Below are 21,222 nucleotides of genomic sequence, written 5' to 3'. Positions count from 1 at the left end.
CAGAGGCACGATGGTCAGCGCGTGGCGAGTGCATCGACCGCCGCGATCTCGGCCTCCAGTTCCGCGACGGAGGCGTCGATCCGGGCCCGGGAGAACTCGTTGATCTCCAGGCCCTCGACGATCTGCCAGTCGGTGCCGTCCGAGCGCACCGGGAACGAGCACACCAGCCCTTCGGGGACGCCGTACGCGCCGGGGGAGACGATGGCCGCCGAGGTCCAGCTGTCACCTGGGGTGCCCAGCGCCCAGGTCTGGACGTGGTCGATGGTGCCGTTGGCCGCCGACGCCGCCGAGGACGCCCCGCGCGCGGCGATGATCGCCGAGCCGCGCTGGGCGACGGTGGGGATGAAGTCGTCGACCAGCCATTCGCGGTCGCGTGCCAGCTCGGCGCCGGTCGTCTCGCCGGCGCGCGCGTGGAAGATGTCCGGGTACTGGGTGGCCGAGTGGTTGCCCCAGATGGTGACGCCGGAGATCTCGGTCACCGGCACCCCGGCCCGGTGCGACAGCTGGGCGATCGCGCGATTGTGATCCAGGCGGGTGAGCGCCGAGAAGCGCTCGCGCGGAATGTCCGGGGCGTGGCGCGCGGCGATCGCGGCGTTGGTGTTGGCCGGATTGCCCACCACGGTGACCCGCACGTCGGGAGCGGCGACCTCGTTCAACGCGGCACCCTGCGTGGCGAAGATCGACGCGTTCGCGGAGAGGAGATCGGCACGCTCCATGCCCTTGCTGCGCGGCTTGGCGCCGATCAGCAGAACCTGGTTGACGCCGTCGAAGGCGGCGCGGGGGTCGTCGAAGATCTCGACGGCGGCCAGTTGCGGGAGGGCGCAGTCGTCCAGTTCCATCGCGATGCCTTCCGCGGCGGAGATCGCGCCGGGGAGCTCCAGCAGACGCAGGACCACCGGCTGGTCGCGGCCGAGCATGGCGCCGGCCGCCACCCGGAACAGGGCGGCGTAGCCGATGGTGCCGGCGGCGCCGGTGACGGTGACGACGACGGGAGGCTTGGTGAAGCCGGTGGGAGTCGGCCCGGTGGGAGTCGGCATGGCCGCCTTTCGCGTGAATCGGGTGTGGATCGAGCGGCGTCGCCGCCCGCGGGTGGAATCAGCCGGCGGTCAGCCGCAGTCCTACGCCGGGGTCGGCGTCGCTGGTGAGGGACAACTGGTCGCCGTCGATACGGTAGGTGGCCGCGCCGCGCAGCGTGTCCATAACCGTCTGCTCGACGCGCATCACCTCCTCGTCGCAGGCCTTGCGGGTGGTGACGATGTCCTGGAACCGGATCGTCCCGTCGGTGATCTGCGCGTTGCCGCCGAGGTCGTTGCAGCCGGTGAATCCGGTGACTCGGCCGTCGGCGGTGAAGGTGAGTCGGGCCGCGGCGCGGTCGATCACCACCGACGACTCCACTCCCGAATCGTGGACCAGGGATCGCACCGTCCAGGTCGGCCCCACGAGTTCGGTGTCCGCGCGCTGGGCCAGCTCGACGGTCAGGTCGTCGCGGTGCAGCGTGAGGGTCTTCCCGGACAGCGACCAGGTCAGCGGCGAGCCGAAGAGGTCCGACAGCCAGGCGTCGGATTCGCCGCGCGCACCCGGGCAGGCCATCATCGTCGCGGCGAGCGGTCCGGGGGTGAGCGTGGAGCCGGCGAACGTCACCTCACCCATGTGCCGGTTGCAGCCCGCGGTCGCGGCGATTCGGCCCGCCTCGGGGAAGGTCACCTCGAGTGGTCCGTCGCCCGGGATCGTGGCGCCGCTCACGGAGGTGGAGAGAAAGGTCTTGCCGGTCAGGTCGGCCGGATCGGGGACATCGGCGCGATCGGAGGAGCACCCGGCCAGGGCGGCGCCGGTGATCAACAGCAGAATCGCGCCGACGCGCCAGACCCCACGGTAAGTGCTCACGGCATCAACGGTAGTCGAGGAGCGCGCGACCATCGGGGCGGACCCGCGTACGGTAGATCACGATTCATCCCCGGCCGCGCCGTGGCCAGGGCAGTGAAAACGGCGAGGAGTGAGATAGTCACCGATGGGAAAGCTCTCGAACGCGGTGTGGCGCATGCTCGGTGCCCAGGCGACCCGGAACCAGTCGAAATCGGTGGCGATGATCGAAGCATCCGCCGAACACGACGAGTGGGCGCAGGGGCTCTCCGACGACCTCTTCGCCGCCGCGGCGGGTGAACTGGACGTCACCAGTGAAGAGGGGCGCACCAAGTTCCTTGCGCTGGCCCGCGAGGGTGGCACCAGGGCGCTGGACATGACGCCCTTCGACGTCCAGCTCCAGGGCGCTCTCCGGATGCTCTCCGGTGATGTGGTCGAGATGGCCACCGGTGAGGGCAAGACGCTCGCCGGGGCGATCGCGGCCATCGGGTTCGCCCTCTCCGGCCATCACGTCCACGTGATCTCGGTGAACGACTACCTGGCCGGGCGCGACGCCAAGTGGATGAAACCGCTCTACGACCTGTTCGGAGTCGGTGTCGGCATCCTGTCGGAGAAGGCGACGCGGGCCGAACGCCAAGAGGCCTACGCCTGCGACGTCACCTACGGCTCGGTCAACGAAATCGGCTTCGACGTGCTCCGCGACCACCTGGCGTTGACCGCCGAGGAGCTGGTGGCCCCCACCCCGGATGTGGCGATCGTCGACGAGGCCGATTCGGTGCTGGTGGACGAGGCCCTGGTGCCGCTGATCCTGGCCGGGTCGACGCCCGCGGCGATCCCCAACAGTGCGATCTTCGACGTGGTCTCGCGACTGAAGAAGAAGCACTACGACGTCGACGCGGACGGGCGCAACGTCTCGCTGACCGACGAGGGCGCCGAACTGGTGGAGACCACTCTCGGTGGCATCAACCTGTACGACGACGAGCACGTCGGCTCCACGCTGGTGCACGTCAACGTGGCCCTGTACGCGTACTACCTGCTCGAACGCGACGTGGACTACATCGTGCGCGACGGCGGGGTGCACCTGATCAACGCCTCTCGCGGCCGGGTGGCCCGGCTGCAGCGCTGGCCGGACGGGGTGCAGGCCGCCGTCGAGTTCAAGGAGGGCCTCGAGCTCACCGAGGCCGGCGAGGTGATCGACACCATCACCGTGCAGGCGCTGATCGGCCGCTACCCGAAGGTGGCCGGGATGACCGGCACGGCCATCGCCGCCGGCGAGCAGTTCCGGCAGTTCTACGATCTGGCCGTCTCGCAGATCCCGTCGAACGCTCCGAACATCCGCGAGGACGAACCGGACCGCGTCTACGACACCAAGGCGAACAAGGTCGAGGCGGTGGTCTCGTTCGTGGCCGGCGTCCATGAGACCGGACAGCCGATCCTGATCGGGACCCACGACGTCGCCCAGTCCGAAGAGCTGGCGTACTTCCTCGAGCGTGCCGGGGTGACCGCCGTGGTGCTGAACGCGAAGAACGACGCCGAAGAGGCCGCGATCATCGCCGAGGCCGGTCGCAAGAACGCGGTCACCGTCTCCACCCAGATGGCCGGCCGCGGCACCGACATCCGCCTGGGCGGGTCCACCGGTGACGACGACGCGCGCGACGAGGTGCTGGAGCTGGGCGGACTGTGCGTGGTCGGCACCGGCCGCTACGACACCGAACGCCTGGACAGCCAGCTCCGCGGTCGCGCCGGCCGCCAGGGCGACCCGGGCCGCTCGGTGTTCTTCTCCAGCCTGGAGGACCCGCTGGTGACCAAGAACATCACGAGTATGCGCGAGGTGCACGCCACCGAGCCGGACGGTCTGCTGGGCCCCAAGGGGATCGAGACCGTGGAGCAGGCGCAGCGCATCGCCGAGGGCGCCATGCTGACGCTGCACTCGAACACCTGGAACTTCAACCGGCAGGTCAACGAGCAGCGCGAGGCGATCGTCCGCCGCCGGATGGCGATCCTCACCACCGACGACGCCGCGCAGGAGCTGCGCACCCGCGAGCCCGAGCGCTGGGACGAGCTCGGCGACATCGACGACGAAGTCCTCACCGACGCGGCGCGCGAGATCGTGCTGTACCACCTCGATCGCGCCTGGGCCGATCACCTGGCCTATGTCGCCGACGTGCAGGCCAGCATCCACCTGCGGGCGCTCGGTGCGCAGAGCCCGCTCGAGGAGTTCCACAAGCTGATCTTCGCCGAGTTCACCAAGATCGTGGAGGAGGCGATGGAGGCCTCCTGCGAGACTTTCCGGGAGGTCGAGATCACCGCCGACGGCGTCGACCTGGACGACGCCGACCTGCATCGCTCGACGATGACGTGGACGTACCTGGTGCACGAGAATCAGTTCTCGGCCGGGTCGCAGGCCATGCAGGGCATCGTGGGCATCTTCCGATGAGTCCGGCGCCCGGGGGCGACGACTCGGTGCCCCCGGACACCGCAGCGCGGCGAGACACCGTCTGGACCGTCCCGAATGCGCTGAGCCTGATGCGGCTGGCCCTGATCCCGGTCTTCATCTGGGTGCTGATGGTGGCCGACTCCCCGGGCTGGGCGCTGGCGATCCTCATCGTCTCGGGACTGTCGGATTGGCTCGACGGGAAACTGGCCCGCTGGCTGGACCAGTCGTCCAAGATCGGCGCCCTGCTGGATCCGGCGGCCGACCGCCTGTATGTGATCATCATCCCGATCTGCTTCGCGCTGAAGGGCTACGTGCCGTGGTGGGTCATCGGGCTCATCGTCGGCCGCGACGTGTTGCTGTTCGCCACAGCGCCGCTGCTGAAGAGCCGCGGAGTCACGGCGCTGCCCACGCTGTACATCGGCAAGGCCGCGACCTTCGCGCTGATGAGCGCCTTCCCGTGGCTGCTGGGCGGCCAGATCGACGGCATCGTCGGTACCGTCAGCTTCCCGATCGGCTGGGCCTTCCTGATCTGGGGTGTCGGGATGTACCTGTGGTCGCTCGTCCTGTACTGGATCCAGACGGTCGCGGTGCTGCGTGAGATGCCCCGGGTTACGTCAGCGCCCGCCGCCACCGACCGATAGAGTTCAACTCGGCGTGCGCGGGACGTGCACGCCGGCAACGAGGCGTTCGAGACGGCTCAGCGGCGCGCTGAGCGTCCAGACCCGAGAAAGGTGAGACCCCGTGACTTCCACCGAGGTTCCCGCGGAACTGCGCTACACCGACGAACACGAGTGGCTCCGCAAAGTCGGCCCGTCGACCGTGCGCGTCGGTATCACCGATTTTGCGCAGAATGCGCTGAACGATGTCGTCTTCGTGCAGCTTCCCGAGGCCGACAGTGAGGTGACCGAGGGCGAGTCCTTCGCCGAGGTCGAGTCGCACAAGAGCGTCTCGGACATCTACGGGCCGCTGCCCGGGACGGTGTCGGCCCTCAACGATGCGGTGGTGGACGCGCCGGAGCTGGTCAATTCCGACCCGTACGGCGAGGGCTGGCTGGTGGAGATCACCGTCGCCGACGACGCCGACCTGGACGCGCTCCTGGCCGGTCTGCTCGACGCCGACGGATACCTCCAGGTGATTGCCGACTGAGTCGGATGTCGGGCTGAGGAAGTAGTATTTGATCCATGCCCGAACGTCTGCGACTCGCAGACGACACCGGGGGTGAACCGGTAGGTTCTCTGGGTAAGAGATCCTGCCCGCGGACGCGCTCAACGGCGAGGAGTGTTCGCTGCCATGTATGTGCTGACAGGACCGGCCAAGGGCCGGCTAAGGAGTTGTGGTGAGCGGTAACGACGACGGTTTTGAAGCCCCGGTGGAGACCACCTCGGTCTTCCGCGAGGAGTTCATCAAGGAGATCGACGCCCCGGCGACGACTCCGGAACCGGCGGACACCGGTGTCGAGCGGCTGCTGCCGGGCACTGCCCTGCTGGTGGTCAAGCGCGGACCCAACGCGGGCTCCCGCTTCCTGCTGGATCAGTCGACCACGTCGGCCGGGCGCCACCCCGACAGCGACATCTTCCTCGACGATGTGACGGTCAGCCGTCGCCACGCCGAGTTCCGCCTGTCCGGCACGGACTTCAAGGTGGTGGACGTGGGCAGCCTCAACGGCACCTACGTCAATCGTGAGCCGGTCGACGATGCGACCCTCAGCAGTGGCGACGAGGTGCAGATCGGCAAGTTCCGGCTGGTCTTCCTGTCCGGCCCGCGCGCCGGGGAATAGGACACAGCTGCGTCGTGACGGGCAATGCTGCGCGCGCGGATACCTCGCGCCAGGAGTCGGGTGATCGGTCGATGTCGATCGGTGCGGTCCTGACGATCCTGCGCGAGGACTTCCCCGACGTCACCATCTCCAAGATCCGCTTCCTGGAGGCCGAGGGCCTGGTCACTCCCGACCGGGCGCCCTCGGGCTACCGGCGGTTCAGCGATGCCGACTGCGAGCGGCTGCGGTTCGTGCTGACCGCGCAGCGCGACAGGTATCTCCCGCTGAAGGTGATCCGCGAGCAGCTCGACGCGATCGACGCCCAGGGCGCCGATGCGCCCGGCGCCCGGTTGCTGTCGTCGGCGCGCACGGCGGTGGCCCCGGCCACCGATTTCGCCACCCGCGGTGGGCGCGTCTCCCGCGAGGTGTTGATCGAGCGGACCGGCGTGGACGCCGCCTTCATCAGCGAGTTGATGCGCAACAGTCTGCTGTCGTCGGGCCCGGGCGGCTTCTTCGACGAGGACGCGGTGCGTCTGGTCGAGGCCGCCGCCGCGCTCGCCAACTTCGGCCTGGAGACCCGCCACCTGCGGGCCTTCAAGGTCAGTGCCGACCGCGAGGCGGGGCTCGTCGCGCAGATCGCCGGCCCCATCGCCAAGGGGAAGGGCACCGGTGCGCGCGATCGCGCCGAGGAGCTCGTCCGGGAGATGGCGGCGCTGTCGGTGACGCTGCATACTCAATTGGTGAAGGCCGCGCTGCGCGGCGTTCTCGACTGAGCCTAGAGAGGGGTCAGGTCCAATGGGTGAGATGCGCGTCGTCGGCATCCGGGTGGAGGCGCCCCAGAATCAGCCGGTGCTACTGCTGCGGGAGGCCGAGGGCGCTCGCTACCTGGCCATCTGGATAGGGCAGAGCGAAGCGGCGTCGATCGCCTTGCAGCAGCGGGGAATAGAGCCGCCGCGGCCGCTGACCCACGACCTCATCGTCAACCTGTGCGCCGCCTTCGATCAGGACCTCACGCAGGTCCGGATCGTGGACATGCAGGAGGGCACCTTCTACGCCGAGATGGCGTTCAGCGGCGGGGCCGTGGTCTCGGCGCGGCCGTCGGATGCGATCGCGGTGGCCATGCGGGTCGGGGCGACCATCATCGCCAGCGAAGAGGTGCTCGACGACGCCGGTCTGGCCATGCCCGAGGAAGAGGGCGGCGAGCCCGGTGAGGCGCCCAGCGAGGAGGACCTGGAAGCCTTCCGCGAGTTCCTCGATCAGGTCTCGCCCGAAGACTTCCTCGGCCCCGACGCGCCGGAAGAGTCCTAGAGCCGGTCACGGATCGGTCTCTGCCGGGTCACCATTGACCTACACCTGAAGTTTAGGTTGAGCTCTCCCGCGCGTCGTGTTGTCTCCGACGTCGCCGGTCCCTAGTTTCAATGACAACGCCGACGCTCACTTGCGCGGCCGACACACTGAAACGACTCGGCGGAGTATCCTCGAACGAGGACCCCATTCGGCCGGTCCGAAGTTGCGTGAGGGAGACACCGTGGGCGATCAGCCGTCTGATCTGCGTCCCGAAGAGCAGAGCGCGCTCGAGGGCAAGGTGACTGCGCCGGTACAGGGCGGTCTCGACGAGGTGGCACCGGGACTGTTCCCGAACGACACCGTCCCCGACGAACTCGTCGGCTACCGGGTTCCCAGTGCCTGCCAGATCGCCGGGATCACCTATCGGCAGCTCGACTACTGGGCCCGCACCTCGCTGGTGGTGCCGTCCATTCGCGGCGCGGCCGGCTCGGGCAGTCAGCGCCTCTATTCGTTCAAGGACATCCTGGTCCTGAAGATCGTCAAGCGCCTGCTCGACACCGGTATCTCGCTGCAGAACATCCGCGTGGCCGTCGATCACCTCCGCCAGCGCGGCGTCGAGGACCTGGCCCGGATCACGCTCTTCTCCGACGGCACCACCGTCTACGAATGCACCTCCGCCGAAGAGGTGGTCGACCTGCTGCAGGGCGGCCAGGGCGTCTTCGGGATCGCCGTCTCCGGCGCCATGCGCGAGTTGACCGGCACCATCGCCGATTTCCCGGGCGAGCGCGCCGACGGGGGAGTGTCCGAGACCGCGCCGGAGGACGAGCTCGCCGCCCGGCGCAAGGATCGCGCCCGCCGCACCGGATAGGGCCGCGCGCCGAGGGGTGGTTCACGTCACCGCTGCACATGCCGTGGCCGCCGTGCGCCCCGAGTACACTGGGCGCACGCCGCTGCGCTGCGGGAGAGCGTTCCGCGAGTGATCTACTCGATCCTCGGCGGGGCCGCCGAAGGAGCAACACCTCTCCGTCAAACTCTCAGGCACCCGGACCGTGGCATCAGTCGGCGTCTCTGGAAAGCGACGGGCCCGCGCCCGTCCGCCCACGGTGAAAGGCCTCCGTCGTCTGCGACGGAGCGCTGAATCTCTCAGGCGCCGCGGCTCGGCCGCGACATGACAGAGGGGGAGGGCCCGGTGTCCGGGCGCAGTTCCGGACCTTTCGAGACGAGGCCGTCCCGCCATGACCGACATCACCGTGACCGACACCCCGGGGAACGGCGGCCCGGAGTTCGCCGCCCGTCACCTGGGCCCCGATGCCGCCGAGACCGCGCGCATCCTCGAGATCCTGGGAGTGGGCTCCCTCGACGAACTCGCGCAGAAGGTGGTGCCGGCCGCGATCGCCGACACCGACGGCGCCCTGGCCGCGCTCGATGCGCCGCTCACCGAGGCCGAGACCACCGCTCGCCTGCGCGCACTCGCCGAGAAGAACACGGTGGCGCGCAGCATGATCGGGCTGGGCTACTACGACACCCACACCCCGGCGGTGCTCAAGCGCAACATCGTCGAGAACCCGGCCTGGTACACCGCCTACACCCCGTACCAGCCGGAGATCAGCCAGGGCCGTCTCGAGGCGCTGCTGAACTTCCAGACCATGATCGCCGATCTCACCGGTATGGAGGTGGCCGGCGCCTCCATGCTCGACGAGGCCACCGCCGCCGCCGAGGCGATGACCCTGCTGCGCCGCGCCAGCAAGTCCTCATCGCGGCGTCTAGTGGTCGACACCGACCTGTTCCCGCAGACCCGTGCGCTCATCGACACCCGCGCCGAGCCGCTGGGCATCGAGGTGGTGGAGGCGGCGCTGGACCCGGAAGCGCCCGACGCCGGTCTGCCCGACGGCGACTTCTTCGGGGTGATCCTCCAGGTGCCCGGCGCCAGTGGCCGGATCGCCGACGCCGCCCCGATCATCGCGGTCGCGCACGAGCGGGGCGCCCTGGTGGCCGCCGGTCTGGATCTGCTGGCCGCCACCCTGATCACCCCGCCCGGGGAGTCCGGCGCCGATGCCTGTTTCGGTACCACCCAGCGTTTCGGCGTGCCGATGGGATTCGGCGGCCCGCACGCCGGATACCTGGCCGTGCACACCAAACTGACCCGTCAGCTGCCCGGGCGCCTGGTCGGCGTCACCAAGGACGCCGACGGCAATCTGGCCTACCGCCTCTCGCTGCAGACCCGCGAACAGCACATCCGCCGGGAGAAGGCCACCAGCAACATCTGCACCGCTCAGGTGCTGCTCGCGGTGCTCGCGGCGATGTACGCCTCCTATCACGGTCCGGCCGGCCTCAAGGCGATCGCCGAGCGCGTGCACGCCAAGGCCGCGGACCTGGCCGACCGGCTGACCGCGGCCGGCCGCACGGTGGCGCACGCCCGGTTCTTCGACACCATCGTCGTCGAGGTGCCCGGCGCGGCCGAGGCCATCGTCGCGAAGGCCAAGGCCGATCACGGCATCAACCTGCGGCTGATCGACGCGGACCGCGTCGGCATCGCCTGCGACGAGACCACCACCGACGCCGATCTGGCCGGGGTCCTCGCGGCATTCGGCGTCATCGACGCGGCCGATACCGCGGCTTTCGCGGTCGACATCGCCGACCGGACCAGCGACTACCTGGGGCATCCGGCGTTCCACACGTACCGCACCGAGACCGCCATGCTGCGCTACCTGCGCATGCTCTCGGACAAGGACATCGCGCTGGACCGCAGCATGATCCCGCTCGGCTCGTGCACCATGAAGCTCAACGCGGCCACCGAGATGGAGCCCATCACGTGGCCCGGGTTCGCCGGGCTGCACCCGTTCGCCCCGCTGGAGGACAGCGTCGGCATCCGCGAGCTGATCGGCACCCTCGAGGACTGGCTGGTGCAGATCACCGGCTACGACCGCGTCAGCCTGCAGCCCAACGCGGGATCGCAGGGCGAGTTCGCCGGGCTGCTGGCGATCCGCCGATACCACCTGGCGCAGGGGGCGGCGCAGCGTGAGGTCTGCCTGATCCCGTCGAGCGCCCACGGCACCAACGCGGCCTCCGCGGTGATGGCCGGGATGCGTGTGGCGGTGGTGGCCTGCCGCGAGAACGGCGACGTCGACACCGACGATCTGCGCGCCAAGATCGATGAGCACGCCGACGAGCTGGCCGCGATCATGATCACCTACCCGAGTACCCACGGCGTCTTCGAGCACGAGATCACCGACATCTGCGCGGCCGTGCACGACGCCGGCGGCCAGGTCTACGTGGACGGCGCCAACCTCAACGCGCTGGTCGGGCTGGCCCGCCCGGGCCGCTTCGGCGGCGACGTCTCGCACCTGAACCTGCACAAGACCTTCTGCATCCCGCACGGCGGCGGCGGACCCGGGGTGGGGCCGGTGGCGGTGCGCGAGCACCTGGCCCCCTACCTGCCGGGTCATCCGCTGGCCCCGGAACTGCCGGACACCGGCATCACCATCTCGGCTGCGCCCTACGGCTCGGCGTCGATCCTGCCGATCACCTACGCCTACATCGCCATGATGGGCGCGGAGGGGCTGCGGACGGCGACACTGACCGCGATCGCCGCGGCCAACTACATCGCCCGCCGGCTCGACGAGTACTTCCCGGTGTTGTACACCGACTCCGACGGCTGGGTGGCGCACGAAGCCATCCTGGACCTGCGGGGTCTGATCAAGCAGACCGGCGTCAGCGTCGACGACGTCGCCAAGCGGCTGGCCGACTACGGTTTCCACGCGCCGACGATGAGCTTCCCGGTGGCCAACACGCTGATGGTGGAGCCCACCGAGAGCGAGAACCTGGCGGAGCTGGACGCCTTCATCGACGCGATGATCGCCATCGGCGGGGAGATCGCGAAGGTCGCCGACGGCACGTGGACCGTCGACGACAACCCGCTGGCGGGCGCACCGCACACCGCCGAGTGCCTGGCCGCCGACTGGACGGCCGGCTACGACCGGATGACCGCGGTGTACCCGGCCGGGCTGCCCTCGGCCGGCGCACGCGCCAAGGTCTGGCCGTCGGTGCGCCGGGTCGACAACGCCTTCGGCGACCGCAACCTGGTCTGCAGCTGCCCGCCGATCGAGGCCTTCGCCGACGCCTGACCGGCCTCAGGCGGCCGAGGTCGCGGCCGGGCTCAGATCCAGCGTCAGCCCCCGGGCGGCGAGCAGCGGCACCACCTCGCTCAGCACGCGCTCTGTGAGGGCACCCGGGTCGGTGGCGTACAGGGTGACGCCGGGGGCGACCCGGGCGGCCCAGATGTCCAGAAGCAGGCCCGCGAGGGTGGTCGGGGTGCCCGGATGCACGACGGTCTCCGCGCGGGCCCCGGGCGACCAGCCCGGGCGCTGCTCGGTGAAGTGCACGAACGCCTCGTTCACCGACCCGGCGAGCAGGACGTCGATGTCCAGGAAGGCAGGCCGCGGGGTCGCGGCCGCGATCCGGGCGGCCTCGGCCAGGCTTCCGGTGCGCACGCGGCTCACCTTCTCGGCGTCCTGGTGCGGGGCGGTCAGTTCGGTCCAGCCGTGGTCGTAGTGCACGGCCAGGCGCAGGGGTGGCGGGGTCATCGGAGGATCTCCTTCTCGAGGCGGTGGAATCTGCTGTGGTGGAAGACGAGCGGGGCGCCGGAATCGGTGCGGTGGTCGTCGACGGCAAGCACCGCGATGACGTGATCGCCGGCCGGGACCAGCTGAACCGGCCGCGCAGTCAACGTGGCGACCGCGCCGGAGACGTGCACGGCACCCTGTTCGGTGGCAGTCCAGTCCAGATCGGTGAACCGCTGTGCCGACGGCAGTCGGAAACGGTCGGCGACGTCGTGCTGGTGGTCGGCCAGCACGCTGAGCCCCCAGTGCGTCTGGGCGCGCAGCGCCGGGAACGTGGACGACGATCGCCCGATGTTGACCGAGACCAGCGCAGGCTCCAGCGATACCGGGGTGAAGGTGGCGACCAGCAGGCCCACCGGGCCGGCTGAGCCCAGGGCGGCGACGGTGACGACCCCGGACGGGACGTGACCGAAGACGTGACGCAGCGCCGCCGGATCGGTGGCCGGGGCGCTCATCGGGCGCCCGCCAGGAACGGGCGGCCGACGGCCGCCGCGCCGCGCTCGGCGCGGGCGTCGTCGAACAGGCCGCGTCGGGCGAGCTGCGGGATGACGCCCTCACCGAACCAGTACAGCTCCTCCAGGTGGGGGTAGCCGGACAGCACGAACTCGGAGATGCCCAGGTCCGCGTAGGTCTCGATCAGGTCGGCCACCTCGGCGTGGCTGCCGACCAGCGCGGTGCCCGCGCCGCCGCGGACCAGCCCGACACCGGCCCAGAGGTTCGGTATCACCTCCAGCGAGTGCGGGTCGCGCCAGGAACCGTCGGCGCGCCGGTCCCGGTGCAGTGCGGCCATGGCCGCTTGTCCGGTGGACTCGCTGCGCGCCAGCCCCTGCTGGATCCCGGACACCGTCTCCTCGTCGAGTGCGCCGAGGAGCCGGCCGGCCTCGTCCCAGGCCTGTGCCGCGGTGTCCCGGGTGATCACGTGCAGCCGGATGCCGAACCGGACCGTGCGGCCCTGGGCCTCCGCCAGTTCGCGGATCCAGGCGATCTTGGCGGCCACCGCCTCCGGTGGCTCACCCCAGGTCAGGTACACGTCGCTGTGGCGTGCCGCGACGGGCCCGGCTTCGGGGGACGATCCGCCGAAGTAGATCGGCGGGGTGGGCAGCGGGATGGTGGCGAGCCGGGCGTCGTCGACGCCGAGGTGCTCGCCGCGATAGGTGACCGTTTCGCCCCGCCAGAGCTCCCGGACGATGGCGAGGAACTCGTCGGTGCGGGCGTAGCGGGCCGCCTTGTCCAGGTGGTCGCCGTAGGCGCGCTGTTCGGCCGGTTCTCCGCCGGTCACCACGTTGAGCAGCAGTCGCCCGGGGGCGTGCCTGCTGAACGTCGCCGCCATCTGCGCGGCCAGGGTCGGGCTCACCAGGCCTGGCCGGAAGGCCACGAGGAAGCCCAGACGCTCGGTTTCCCGGGCGACCATGGCGGTGGTCAGCCAGGCATCCTCGCACCACGCGCCGGCCGGGGTCAGGGCTGCGGTGAACCCGAAATCCTCGGCGGCGCGGCCGATGGACGACAGGTACCCGATCGAGGCATCCCGGTCGCCGCGGGCGACGCCGGCGGGCAGTCCGTGGCCGCCGCCGACGATGAACCGCGAGTCGCCATAGGTGGGCAGGAACCAGTGGAGCTTCAGCGACTCCCGGTTCGCCGGGGTCGGGTGTGCCGAGGGGAGGGAGGTCGGTGTCATGTTCGGGCTTTCGTTCGGGGACCGGCTCACAGGGCGCTGTGGCTCGGTGGGGACCGGCGGGTCAGTGCCCACCGGCCGAGGTGATGGAGTTTCCAGCGTTCGGGGTCGTGCAGGGTGTGTGTGCGGGCATCGCGCCAGTACCGCGAGAGGTTCGCCGTTGCGGCGGCCGCTCGTGTCCCGCCGAAGTCGAACAGCTCGGTTCCGGCGCGCCGGGCAGCCCGTCCGGCGGCGACCTTCGCCGCGGCGGTGGCCAGGGAGGCCTCGGCGATCGCGGCCGGATCGGCTTCGGGGGCGGCGTCGGCGTCATCGATCCGCTGGGCCGCGGTGGCCAGCAGGGACTCGGCGGCGCGGACCGCCAGTTCCAGATCTCCCGCCTGAGCCACCAGGAGCGGATCGTCGACCGCCCGGTCGACCTCGGCCTCGAACCACGGCCGGGCGCCGGCGGCGGCATCGGCGGCCGCATCCAGCGCCCCGCGCGCGATCCCGGTGTCGATGGCCGCGTGCAGCAGCTGTGCCCGTGCTCCGTAGGTGCTGGGACCGGCGAGCAGCGCGGTGAAATCGAGCAGACCACCGTCGGGGACCGGGGTGTCGTCGAAGACGACGGTGCCACTGGCGGTGGTGCGCTGACCGACGCCGTTCCAGTCGTCGGCGATCGTGATACCCGGAGCGTCCGCGTCGACGAAAGCCACGACGGTGCCGTCGTCGAGGGCGGCCCGGACCGCGAGGATGTCCGCGAAGGCCGCCCCGGTGCAGTAGTACTTGGTCCCGGTCAGCCGGAGCCCGTCGGCGGTGCGACGGATCGCGGTGGTGTCCTCGAGGGTGGTCGCCGTGTGGCGTTCGGTCTGGGCGTTCGCCACGCGCGCGCCGGACAGCACCCGCCCGAAGATCTCGGCCTGTAGTGCCGGTGACCCGGCGCGGGCCAGGGCGTCGAGGAAGACGAAATGGCTGTGCGGGATCTGGGCGACGCTCGGATCTGCGGCGGCCAGAACGGCCACGATCCGGCTGAGGGGCCCGGCTCCGAGTTCCGGCCCGCCGAACCGGGCGGGCACGGTGACGGCGAGCAGACCGGAGGCCGACAGCGCGGCCACCTCGTCGTCGGGGAGCCGCCGGTCGCGGTCGCGGCCGCTCGCCCCCGCTGCGAGAGCGGGGGCGAGCGCAGCCGCAACGTCCAGTGCGTGCTCGCCGTCCTGGATGGGCTGGGACACGGGAGTGTCGGTCCTTTCGTCGTCGGGTGCCGGGCGGGTCAGCTGTCCAGGCTGATCAGCTGTACAGGGTGAATTGGGGCGCCCGGTGGTTGAGCACCCAGTCGCCGATCTCGCGGGCCTTGTACGCCACCGGATCGTGCACCGTGTGGGTCCGCAGATTCCGCCAGTGCCGGTCGAAGCCGTACGCGCTGGTGGTGGCCCGTGCACCCTGGATCTCGAAGAGCCGGGATGCCACCTCGAGGGCCACCTTGGTGGTCACGAACTTGGCCTCGGCGATCGCGACCGCCGTCTCCGCGCGCTGGTCGGCGGTCAGGGAATCCCCGGTGTCGAGAGCCTGCTGCAGTGCCTGCCCGGCCCGGTCGGCGAGCAGCGCCGCCGCCGTGACCTGTGCGCGCAGTGCTCCGACCAGCTCCAGCAGATAGGGATCGTCGGTGGCGGCCTCCAGCCCGGAGGTCTCCCACGGGCTGGCGTGCAGGCGCGTCCAGTCCAGCGCCTCTTCCAGGGCGCCCTCGGCGGTGCCGATGTAGAAGTTCACGAAGGCCAGCTGCCAGTGCGGGGTCACCAGGGTCTGGTACGCGGACAGTTCGCGGCCGGTCAGCGGGTCGTCGCCGAGGATCTCCTCGCGGGCGACCGGGGTGTTGCTGAAGACCACGCCGCCGGAGTCGGTGAGACGCTGGCCGATGTTGTCCCAGTCGCCGAGCGCGGTGAAGCCCTCGCGCCCGGCCGGCAGGGTGAGGAAGACCAGATCGCCCTCGAAGGCGGCGGTCACCGAGAGCTGATCGGCCACCCCGGCGCCCGAGGCGAAGGTGCGGCGCCCGTTGAGCCGGAAGCCGTCGCCGTCGCGGGTCAGCTCCAGCCCGTCGGCGCCGCGGGGATTCTGCACGCCACCCCAGAAGAGCTTCTCCCGGGCGTTCCGCAGGGAGAGTTCCCGGGCCTGCTCAGCGGTGCCGAACAGGTGCGGAATGCGTTGCTGCGCATAGTGGTAGCCGAGCAGATGGGCGATCGAGGTGTCACCGCGCGCTATCCGGCGGGTGAGCTGCTGGGACTGGGCGTAGTCCAGTCCGTCGCCGCCGAACTCGACGGGCTCGCCGACCTGCAGCAGATCGTGCTCACGGAGCAGTGCGACCTCGGCGATCGGATCGGCGTTGGCGCGGTCGCGCTCGGCGGCGGTGGCGCGCAGTTCCGCCGCCACCAGGTCGGCCCGGCGCAGGGCATCGGCGAAGCGGGCGGCATTGTCCGGGGAAGAAGCGGTGTCCGGCGAGCGGTCCAGTGCGGTGCGGGCGGATTCGGTCGTGGTCATGATGTCGTCCTTTCGGGTGAGCTGAGGGTGGTCGATCGACCGGAGAAGGGGAGGAGGGCGCTCTCAGGCGGTGAGGACGCCGTGGCGGGCGAGTTCGGATTCCAGGCGGCCGCTGGCGGCCAGGTCGGCCTCCAACTCGCGGACCAGAGGAAGGATCTTCTCGCCGAAGTAGGAGACGTCTTCCAGGTAGTGCAAGAAGCCGAGGAGGAAGAGGTTCACGCCGCGGGTCTTGTAGGCGACGATCCGCTCGGCGATCTGCTCGGGCGTCCCGATCAGGCCGGTGCGGAAGCCGTCGTTGTACTGCACCAGGTCGGCGAACTCGGAGTCCTGCCACATGCCCTTGCCGTCGCCGGCGGACCGGCCGGCCTGCCGGACGGCCGACCCGAATCCCTCCACGGCCTCGCGGTCGGCCTTGTCGACGATCTCGCGGAGCACGTCGCGGGCCTCGGCCTCGGAGTCGCGGGCGATGAGGAAGCCGTTGAGACCGAACTTGACGGTCCGATCATGCAGTGCCGCTTCGGTATTGACGTCGATCACCTGCTCGGTGATCCCGTCGAAGTCCTTCCCGTTGCTGAAGTACCAATCCGAGACGCGGCCGGCCATCGCGCGGGCGGCGGTGGAGTTGCCGCCCTGGAAGATCTCCGGGTGCGGTCGGCCCGGGACGTCGACCGGCTTGGGTTTGAGGTCGAAGTCGTGCAGCCGGTAGAAGTCACCGGCGAACTCCGCGTGCTCGCGGGTCCAGATCTCGCGCAGGTAGCCGATGAACTCCTCGGCACGCCGGTACCGCTCGTCGTGCTCCAGCCAGGGCTCGCCCAGCTTGGTGAACTCGTCCTTGAACCAGCCGCTGACCACGTTCACCGCGGCGCGGCCGCCGGAGATCTGGTCGGCCGTGGCGATCAGCTTGGCCAGCACCCCCGGCTGCCAGAGGCCGGGGTGGACCGCGGCGATCACCTTGAGTCGCTCGGTCGCCAGCAGCAGGGCCAGGGAGAAGGCCGTGGACTCGTGCTGATAGGCCGCCCCGTACGAGGCGATGTACCGCACCTGGGTGAGCGCGTAGTCGAAGCCGTTGTTCTCGGCCAGGACGGCGAGTTCCCGGTTGTAGTCGTATCCCCAGTCGGTGCGCTGCTCGATGGACGAGACCACAAGTCCGCCACTGACATTGGGAACCCAGTAGGCGAACTGCAGCGGCTGGTGGGCCGCCTCCAGCCTGCTCTCGGCGGTGCGCGTGGTGTTTTCGGGCATGACGGAATAGACCTCCTCGAGGTCGTGAGTGAGTGGGTACGTGTGCCGGGGTCAGCCGGGAATCAACAGAACGGGTCGGTGTGACATCGCGCTGCGCCGCGTCGGCGGCGACGGTCTGCGGTGGGCATGGCACGAGTCTGCGCCGGTGCGGCGGCCGCGGCAATCATTGCGCCCAGCGTGGACGCAACACCGTCGGCGGAGACGACGAGATCCCTGTCACCGCTGGTGACAGGGATCTCGGAGGGGGTGCCGAGGCGGGATCAGTTCCCGGCGACCGCGGAGGGCAGGACGACCCGGTCGATGGCCACCACTGCTCCGGCTTCCGGAGTCGGCAGGGGATCGGACACCTCGTCGAACCGGACGGTCGCGGTGGGCTCGGGGAGCGGTCCGGATCCGCGGAAGCCGGCGCCGGTCAGAATCCCCATCTGCTCGGGTTTGCGGGCGAAGGTGAAGAACTCGGAGGTCGCATCGGTCACGTAGCCGGAGAGCTGCGCCGAGGTGAAACCGATCACCGGGTAGTCGGCCATCGGCGTCTGCCCCTGCGGCGCCACCACTGCCACGCTCGCCTCCGCGTCGTCTTTGGTGAGCACGTACAGGCGCTGCTCGCTGATCGGTACTGCCCGGACGGGGGCCGAGGAGGGTTCGGTGGTCTCGGCGATCGAACCGACCGCGGCTTCGGCGGAGCCGTCGCCCACGCGCGGTGGCGCCGACATCAGTTCGTTCATCGCGGTGGTGACCTCGCCGGAGCGGGCCTGGGCGGTGGTGAGCGCCGTGTCGGTGCCGACGGTGGCAGCGGCCACCGCCTGGGCGGCCAGCGACGTCGCATCCGACTGGGGGCCGGTCGGCATGGCCATCCGGAGCGATCCCCAGCTGCTGCGGCCGAAGGCGCTCAGCGAGTTGGCCCGGGTCAGGGCCGGCAGGTCCGCCCATGCGAGGTCGCCGTCGGCGGCCTCGGCGATCACCGGTTCCATCGCCAGACGGACCGGGGAGGTCACCAGAGATTCGGGGGTGCCGGCCAGGACGTCGGTCCCGGATTCCTGCAGGGCGGCGGCCCAGATGGATGACTCGGGAACCCACGCGCCCGGATACGGGCCGTGCGCCTGGGCGTCCCAGGTGTCGGCGGTCAGGCCTTCGAGTACGGTGCTGGCGTCGGCGGGACGCACCTCGACGGTGACGCAGTGATCGCGGACCACTGGATGCTGTGCGTTGTAGTTCTTCGCGATCTCCTGGAGTGCCGGAGCGATCGCCGGGTCGGCGACGATGGGCACCGTGGCATCGCCCTCGAAGCAGGTGGCGGTCGCGGAACTGCCGTCGTCGATCCGGTCGCCGAACCCGCGCCAGGCCAGGACCAGCGCGATGATCAGCATCACGCCGAGCACCCCGGACAGCAGTGGCCGACTGAACAGCTGGCGTGTGCCCCCGCTGCGGTGATTACCCACGTGTGTCCCTTCCTCCTGCGCATCCGTATCCGCCGAACGCCGCCGGTCCGGATACCGATGTATCTCTCGTCTATATCAGGGACCGGTGCCGATGCGCGCGCGGCACACCGCACGGCCGGGTGGCCGATGCGGTGTGCCGCGCGTTCTGTGCACTGCCGGCTCAGGCGTTGGCGGCCTTGTACTCGCGCCGGGCGCGATGCAGGATCGGCTCGGTGTAGCCGCTCGGCTGCGCCGCACCCTCCAGGATCAGCGCCTTGGCCGCCTGGAAGGCGATGTTGTCGGCGAAGTCCGGGGCCATCGGCCGGTACGTGGGGTCGCCGGCGTTCTGCCGGTCGACCACCGGTGCCATCCGCTCCAGCGCGGCCACGATGTCGCCCTCGCTGACGATGCCGTGACGCAGCCAGTTGGCCAGCAGCTGGCTGGAGATGCGCAGCGTGGCGCGGTCCTCCATCAGCGCGACGTCATGGATGTCGGGGACCTTGGAGCAGCCGACGCCCTGGTCGATCCAGCGCACCACGTAGCCGAGGATCGACTGGCAGTTGTTGTCCAGTTCCTCGCGCTTGTCCTCGTCGCTCCAGTCGGTGCTGGGGGCGAGCGGAATCGTCAGGATGTCTTCGATCTTGGCGGGATCGCGCTTGGCGATCTCGTCCTGACGCTCGAAGACGTCGACGTCGTGGTAGTGCATGGCGTGCAGGGTGGCCGCGGTGGGCGAGGGAACCCACGCGGTGTTCGCACCGGCCTTCGGGTGGCCGATCTTCTGCTCGAGCATGTCGGCCATCAGGTCCGGCATGGCCCACATGCCCTTGCCGATCTGCGCCTTGTGCTGCAGGCCGGCGGCCAGACCGATGTCGACGTTCCAATCCTCGTAGGCCTTGATCCAGGTCTGCTGCTTCATGTCGGCCTTGCGGACCATCGGCCCGGCCTCCATGGAGGTGTGGATCTCGTCGCCGGTGCGGTCCAGGAAGCCGGTGTTGATGAACACCACGCGCTCGGAGGCGTTGTTGATGGCGGCCTTCAGGTTGGCCGTGGTGCGGCGCTCCTCGTCCATGATGCCGACCTTGATGGTGTTGCGCGGCAGGCCGAGGACGTCCTCGACGCGGCCGAACAGCTCGGCGGTGAAGGCGACCTCGTCGGGGCCGTGCATCTTCGGCTTCACGATGTAGATCGATCCGGTGCGCGAGTTCTGCAGGCCCTGGGCGCTCATGCCGTGGACACCGATCGCCGACGTGATCAGCGCGTCCAGGATGCCTTCGGGGACCTCGTCGCCGTCGGCGTCGAGGATGGCCGGGTTGGTCATCAGATGACCGACGTTGCGCACGAAGAGCAGCGAACGGCCGTGCACCTGCACCTCGTCGCCCTTCGGGCCGGTGTAGACGCGGTCGGGGTTGAGGACGCGGGTGAAGGTCTTGCCGCCCTTGGTGACCTCTTCGCTGAGGTCGCCCTTGTTCAGGCCCAGCCAGTTGCGGTAGCCGAGCACCTTGTCCTCGGCGTCGACCGCGGCGACCGAGTCCTCGAAGTCCATGATCGTGGTGACCGCGGACTCCAGCTCGACGTCCTTGATCCCGGCGGGATCGGTGGAGCCGATCGGCGACTGCGGATCGAACAGGATGTCGATGTGCAGACCGTTGTGGCGCAGCAGGATCGACGACGGCGCGGTGGCATCGCCGGTGTAGCCGGCGAAGGCCTTCGGGTCCGCGAAGGTGGTGGTCTCGGTGTCGTCACCCAGGACGACGGTCACCTTGTCGCCGTCGATCACGTAGCGGGTCGCGTCGGCGTGGCTGCCGAACTCCAGCGGCACCGCACGGTCCAGGAAGGCCTTGGCGAAGGCGATCACCTTGTCGCCACGGACCTTGTTGTACGAGGTGCCCTTCTCGGCGCCGTCGGTCTCCGGGATGGCGTCGGTGCCGTAGAGGGCGTCGTACAGCGAGCCCCACCGGGCGTTCGAGGCGTTCAGGGCGAAGCGGGCGTTGAGGACCGGGACCACCAGCTGCGGGCCTGCGGTCTCGGCGATCTCGGCGTCGACGCCGGTGGTGGTGATCTCGAAGTCGGCCGGGGGCTCGACGAGGTAGCCGATCTGCTTCAGGAAGTCGATGTACTCGGCCTGGTCGAAGCCGCCGGCGTGATCGCGGTGCCACTGATCGAGCTGCGCCTGCAGATCGTCGCGCACGGCCAGCAGTTCGCGGTTGCGGGGGGCGAGGTCGCCGATGACGGCGGCCGCGCCGGCCCAGAAGGCCTCGGGATCGGTGCCGGTCCCGGGCAGAGCCTGCTCATTCACGAAGTCGTACAGCACCTTCGCGACCTGCAATCCATGGACGTTGACGCGTTCGGTCATGGCAACCCTTCTCTTACCTGGTGAACTGGCATCCGGGACAACCGTCGCCGGGCCCGGGGCATTCCGCGGC

The 21,222-nt window shown here is 70.0% G+C and carries 18 protein-coding genes and 1 riboswitch; of the genes, 8 read left to right on the top strand and 10 right to left on the bottom strand.

The genetic code is table 11. The annotated features are described in order from the left end of the window. Positions 1-14 precede the first annotated feature (14 nt). Positions 15-1,037, bottom strand: coding sequence for a malate dehydrogenase (locus ABD732_RS15420; RefSeq protein WP_344785316.1), 1,023 nt, complete (start codon positions 1,035-1,037; stop codon positions 15-17). Between the two features lie 58 nt (positions 1,038-1,095). Beyond that, positions 1,096-1,884: an META domain-containing protein gene (locus ABD732_RS15415; protein ID WP_344785314.1), complete on the bottom strand. Its 789-nt coding sequence runs from the start codon at positions 1,882-1,884 to the stop codon at positions 1,096-1,098. Between the two features lie 124 nt (positions 1,885-2,008). On the opposite strand from ABD732_RS15415, the gene secA2 reads away from it, so the two are divergent. The 8 genes from secA2 (at position 2,009) to gcvP (ending at position 11,464) form a co-directional block, all read left to right on the top strand. Further along, positions 2,009-4,297, top strand: coding sequence for an accessory Sec system translocase SecA2 (gene secA2 / locus ABD732_RS15410; protein WP_344785312.1), 2,289 nt, complete (start codon positions 2,009-2,011; stop codon positions 4,295-4,297). Beyond that, the gene (locus ABD732_RS15405) at positions 4,294-4,938 is read left to right on the top strand and encodes a CDP-alcohol phosphatidyltransferase family protein (RefSeq protein WP_344785310.1); all 645 of its coding nucleotides are present in this window, start codon (positions 4,294-4,296) and stop codon (positions 4,936-4,938) included. Before secA2 ends, ABD732_RS15405 begins: the two co-directional genes overlap by 4 nt. A 100-nt stretch (positions 4,939-5,038) precedes the next feature. Further along, positions 5,039-5,443: a glycine cleavage system protein GcvH gene (gene gcvH, locus ABD732_RS15400; protein WP_344785308.1), complete on the top strand. Its 405-nt coding sequence runs from the start codon at positions 5,039-5,041 to the stop codon at positions 5,441-5,443. Positions 5,444-5,630: 187 nt separating this feature from the next. Further along, a complete protein-coding gene (gene garA / locus ABD732_RS15395) occupies positions 5,631-6,074 on the top strand; it encodes a glycogen accumulation regulator GarA (RefSeq protein ID WP_344785306.1) in 444 nt (147 codons plus the stop codon). Between the two features lie 14 nt (positions 6,075-6,088). Beyond that, positions 6,089-6,826: a transcriptional regulator FtsR gene (gene ftsR / locus ABD732_RS15390; RefSeq protein WP_486326940.1), complete on the top strand. Its 738-nt coding sequence runs from the start codon at positions 6,089-6,091 to the stop codon at positions 6,824-6,826. A gap of 22 nt (positions 6,827-6,848) precedes the next feature. Then, the gene (locus ABD732_RS15385) at positions 6,849-7,361 is read left to right on the top strand and encodes a bifunctional nuclease family protein (RefSeq protein ID WP_344785303.1); all 513 of its coding nucleotides are present in this window, start codon (positions 6,849-6,851) and stop codon (positions 7,359-7,361) included. Positions 7,362-7,581: 220 nt separating this feature from the next. Beyond that, the gene (locus ABD732_RS15380; RefSeq protein ID WP_425553066.1) at positions 7,582-8,208 is read left to right on the top strand and encodes a MerR family transcriptional regulator; all 627 of its coding nucleotides are present in this window, start codon (positions 7,582-7,584) and stop codon (positions 8,206-8,208) included. Positions 8,209-8,288: 80 nt separating this feature from the next. Further along, positions 8,289-8,400: riboswitch (glycine riboswitch) on the top strand. Positions 8,401-8,575: 175 nt separating this feature from the next. Beyond that, positions 8,576-11,464, top strand: coding sequence for an aminomethyl-transferring glycine dehydrogenase (gcvP, locus tag ABD732_RS15375; protein WP_344785301.1), 2,889 nt, complete (start codon positions 8,576-8,578; stop codon positions 11,462-11,464). 6 nt (positions 11,465-11,470) lie between these two features. On the opposite strand, the gene ABD732_RS15370 is transcribed toward gcvP, so the two are convergent. The 8 genes from ABD732_RS15370 to ABD732_RS15335 form a co-directional block, all read right to left on the bottom strand. Then, positions 11,471-11,923, bottom strand: a complete 453-nt coding sequence (locus ABD732_RS15370) for a hypothetical protein (RefSeq protein ID WP_344785299.1) — start codon at positions 11,921-11,923, stop codon at positions 11,471-11,473. Next, on the bottom strand, positions 11,920-12,414 hold the full coding sequence (locus ABD732_RS15365) for a flavin reductase family protein (protein WP_344785297.1): 495 nt from the start codon (positions 12,412-12,414) through the stop codon (positions 11,920-11,922). The genes ABD732_RS15370 and ABD732_RS15365 overlap by 4 nt, the downstream gene beginning before the upstream one ends. Further along, complete coding sequence (locus ABD732_RS15360; RefSeq protein ID WP_344785295.1) at positions 12,411-13,634, bottom strand: LLM class flavin-dependent oxidoreductase; 1,224 nt, start codon at positions 13,632-13,634, stop codon at positions 12,411-12,413. The genes ABD732_RS15365 and ABD732_RS15360 overlap by 4 nt, the downstream gene beginning before the upstream one ends. Before the next feature lie 26 nt (positions 13,635-13,660). Beyond that, a complete protein-coding gene (locus ABD732_RS15355) occupies positions 13,661-14,839 on the bottom strand; it encodes an acyl-CoA dehydrogenase family protein (protein WP_344785293.1) in 1,179 nt (392 codons plus the stop codon). 55 nt (positions 14,840-14,894) lie between these two features. Beyond that, positions 14,895-16,139 (bottom strand): acyl-CoA dehydrogenase family protein, encoded by a 1,245-nt coding sequence (locus ABD732_RS15350; protein WP_344785291.1) that lies wholly within the window; start codon positions 16,137-16,139, stop codon positions 14,895-14,897. Between the two features lie 63 nt (positions 16,140-16,202). Beyond that, entirely contained in the window at positions 16,203-17,381 is a 1,179-nt protein-coding gene (sfnG, locus tag ABD732_RS15345; protein WP_344785289.1) for a dimethylsulfone monooxygenase SfnG, read from the bottom strand. A 260-nt stretch (positions 17,382-17,641) separates the two neighbouring features. Next, the gene (locus ABD732_RS15340; RefSeq protein WP_344785288.1) at positions 17,642-18,820 is read right to left on the bottom strand and encodes a substrate-binding domain-containing protein; all 1,179 of its coding nucleotides are present in this window, start codon (positions 18,818-18,820) and stop codon (positions 17,642-17,644) included. A gap of 160 nt (positions 18,821-18,980) precedes the next feature. Continuing rightward, the gene (locus tag ABD732_RS15335; protein ID WP_344785286.1) at positions 18,981-21,152 is read right to left on the bottom strand and encodes a malate synthase G; all 2,172 of its coding nucleotides are present in this window, start codon (positions 21,150-21,152) and stop codon (positions 18,981-18,983) included. Between the last annotated feature and the right edge of the window lie 70 nt (positions 21,153-21,222).

The organism is Gordonia caeni, from assembly GCF_039537105.1.
Taxonomy (GTDB): domain Bacteria; phylum Actinomycetota; class Actinomycetes; order Mycobacteriales; family Mycobacteriaceae; genus Gordonia; species Gordonia caeni.
This window is presented reverse-complemented; position numbering and strand designations above follow the sequence as displayed.

Bases quoted from the DNA above. Each gene is read 5' to 3' on its own strand.
- ABD732_RS15335 (WP_344785286.1), bottom strand. From the start codon at position 21,152: ATGACCGAACGCGTCAACGTCCATGGATTGCAGGTCGCGAAGGTGCTG.
- ABD732_RS15405 (WP_344785310.1), top strand. From the start codon at position 4,294: ATGAGTCCGGCGCCCGGGGGCGACGACTCGGTGCCCCCGGACACCGCA.
- ABD732_RS15385 (WP_344785303.1), top strand. From the start codon at position 6,849: ATGGGTGAGATGCGCGTCGTCGGCATCCGGGTGGAGGCGCCCCAGAAT.
- ABD732_RS15370 (WP_344785299.1), bottom strand. From the start codon at position 11,923: ATGACCCCGCCACCCCTGCGCCTGGCCGTGCACTACGACCACGGCTGG.
- secA2 (WP_344785312.1), top strand. From the start codon at position 2,009: ATGGGAAAGCTCTCGAACGCGGTGTGGCGCATGCTCGGTGCCCAGGCG.
- gcvP (WP_344785301.1), top strand. From the start codon at position 8,576: ATGACCGACATCACCGTGACCGACACCCCGGGGAACGGCGGCCCGGAG.
- ABD732_RS15360 (WP_344785295.1), bottom strand. From the start codon at position 13,634: ATGACACCGACCTCCCTCCCCTCGGCACACCCGACCCCGGCGAACCGG.
- ABD732_RS15420 (WP_344785316.1), bottom strand. From the start codon at position 1,037: ATGCCGACTCCCACCGGGCCGACTCCCACCGGCTTCACCAAGCCTCCC.
- ABD732_RS15350 (WP_344785291.1), bottom strand. From the start codon at position 16,139: ATGACCACGACCGAATCCGCCCGCACCGCACTGGACCGCTCGCCGGAC.
- ABD732_RS15365 (WP_344785297.1), bottom strand. From the start codon at position 12,414: ATGAGCGCCCCGGCCACCGATCCGGCGGCGCTGCGTCACGTCTTCGGT.
- sfnG (WP_344785289.1), bottom strand. From the start codon at position 17,381: ATGCCCGAAAACACCACGCGCACCGCCGAGAGCAGGCTGGAGGCGGCC.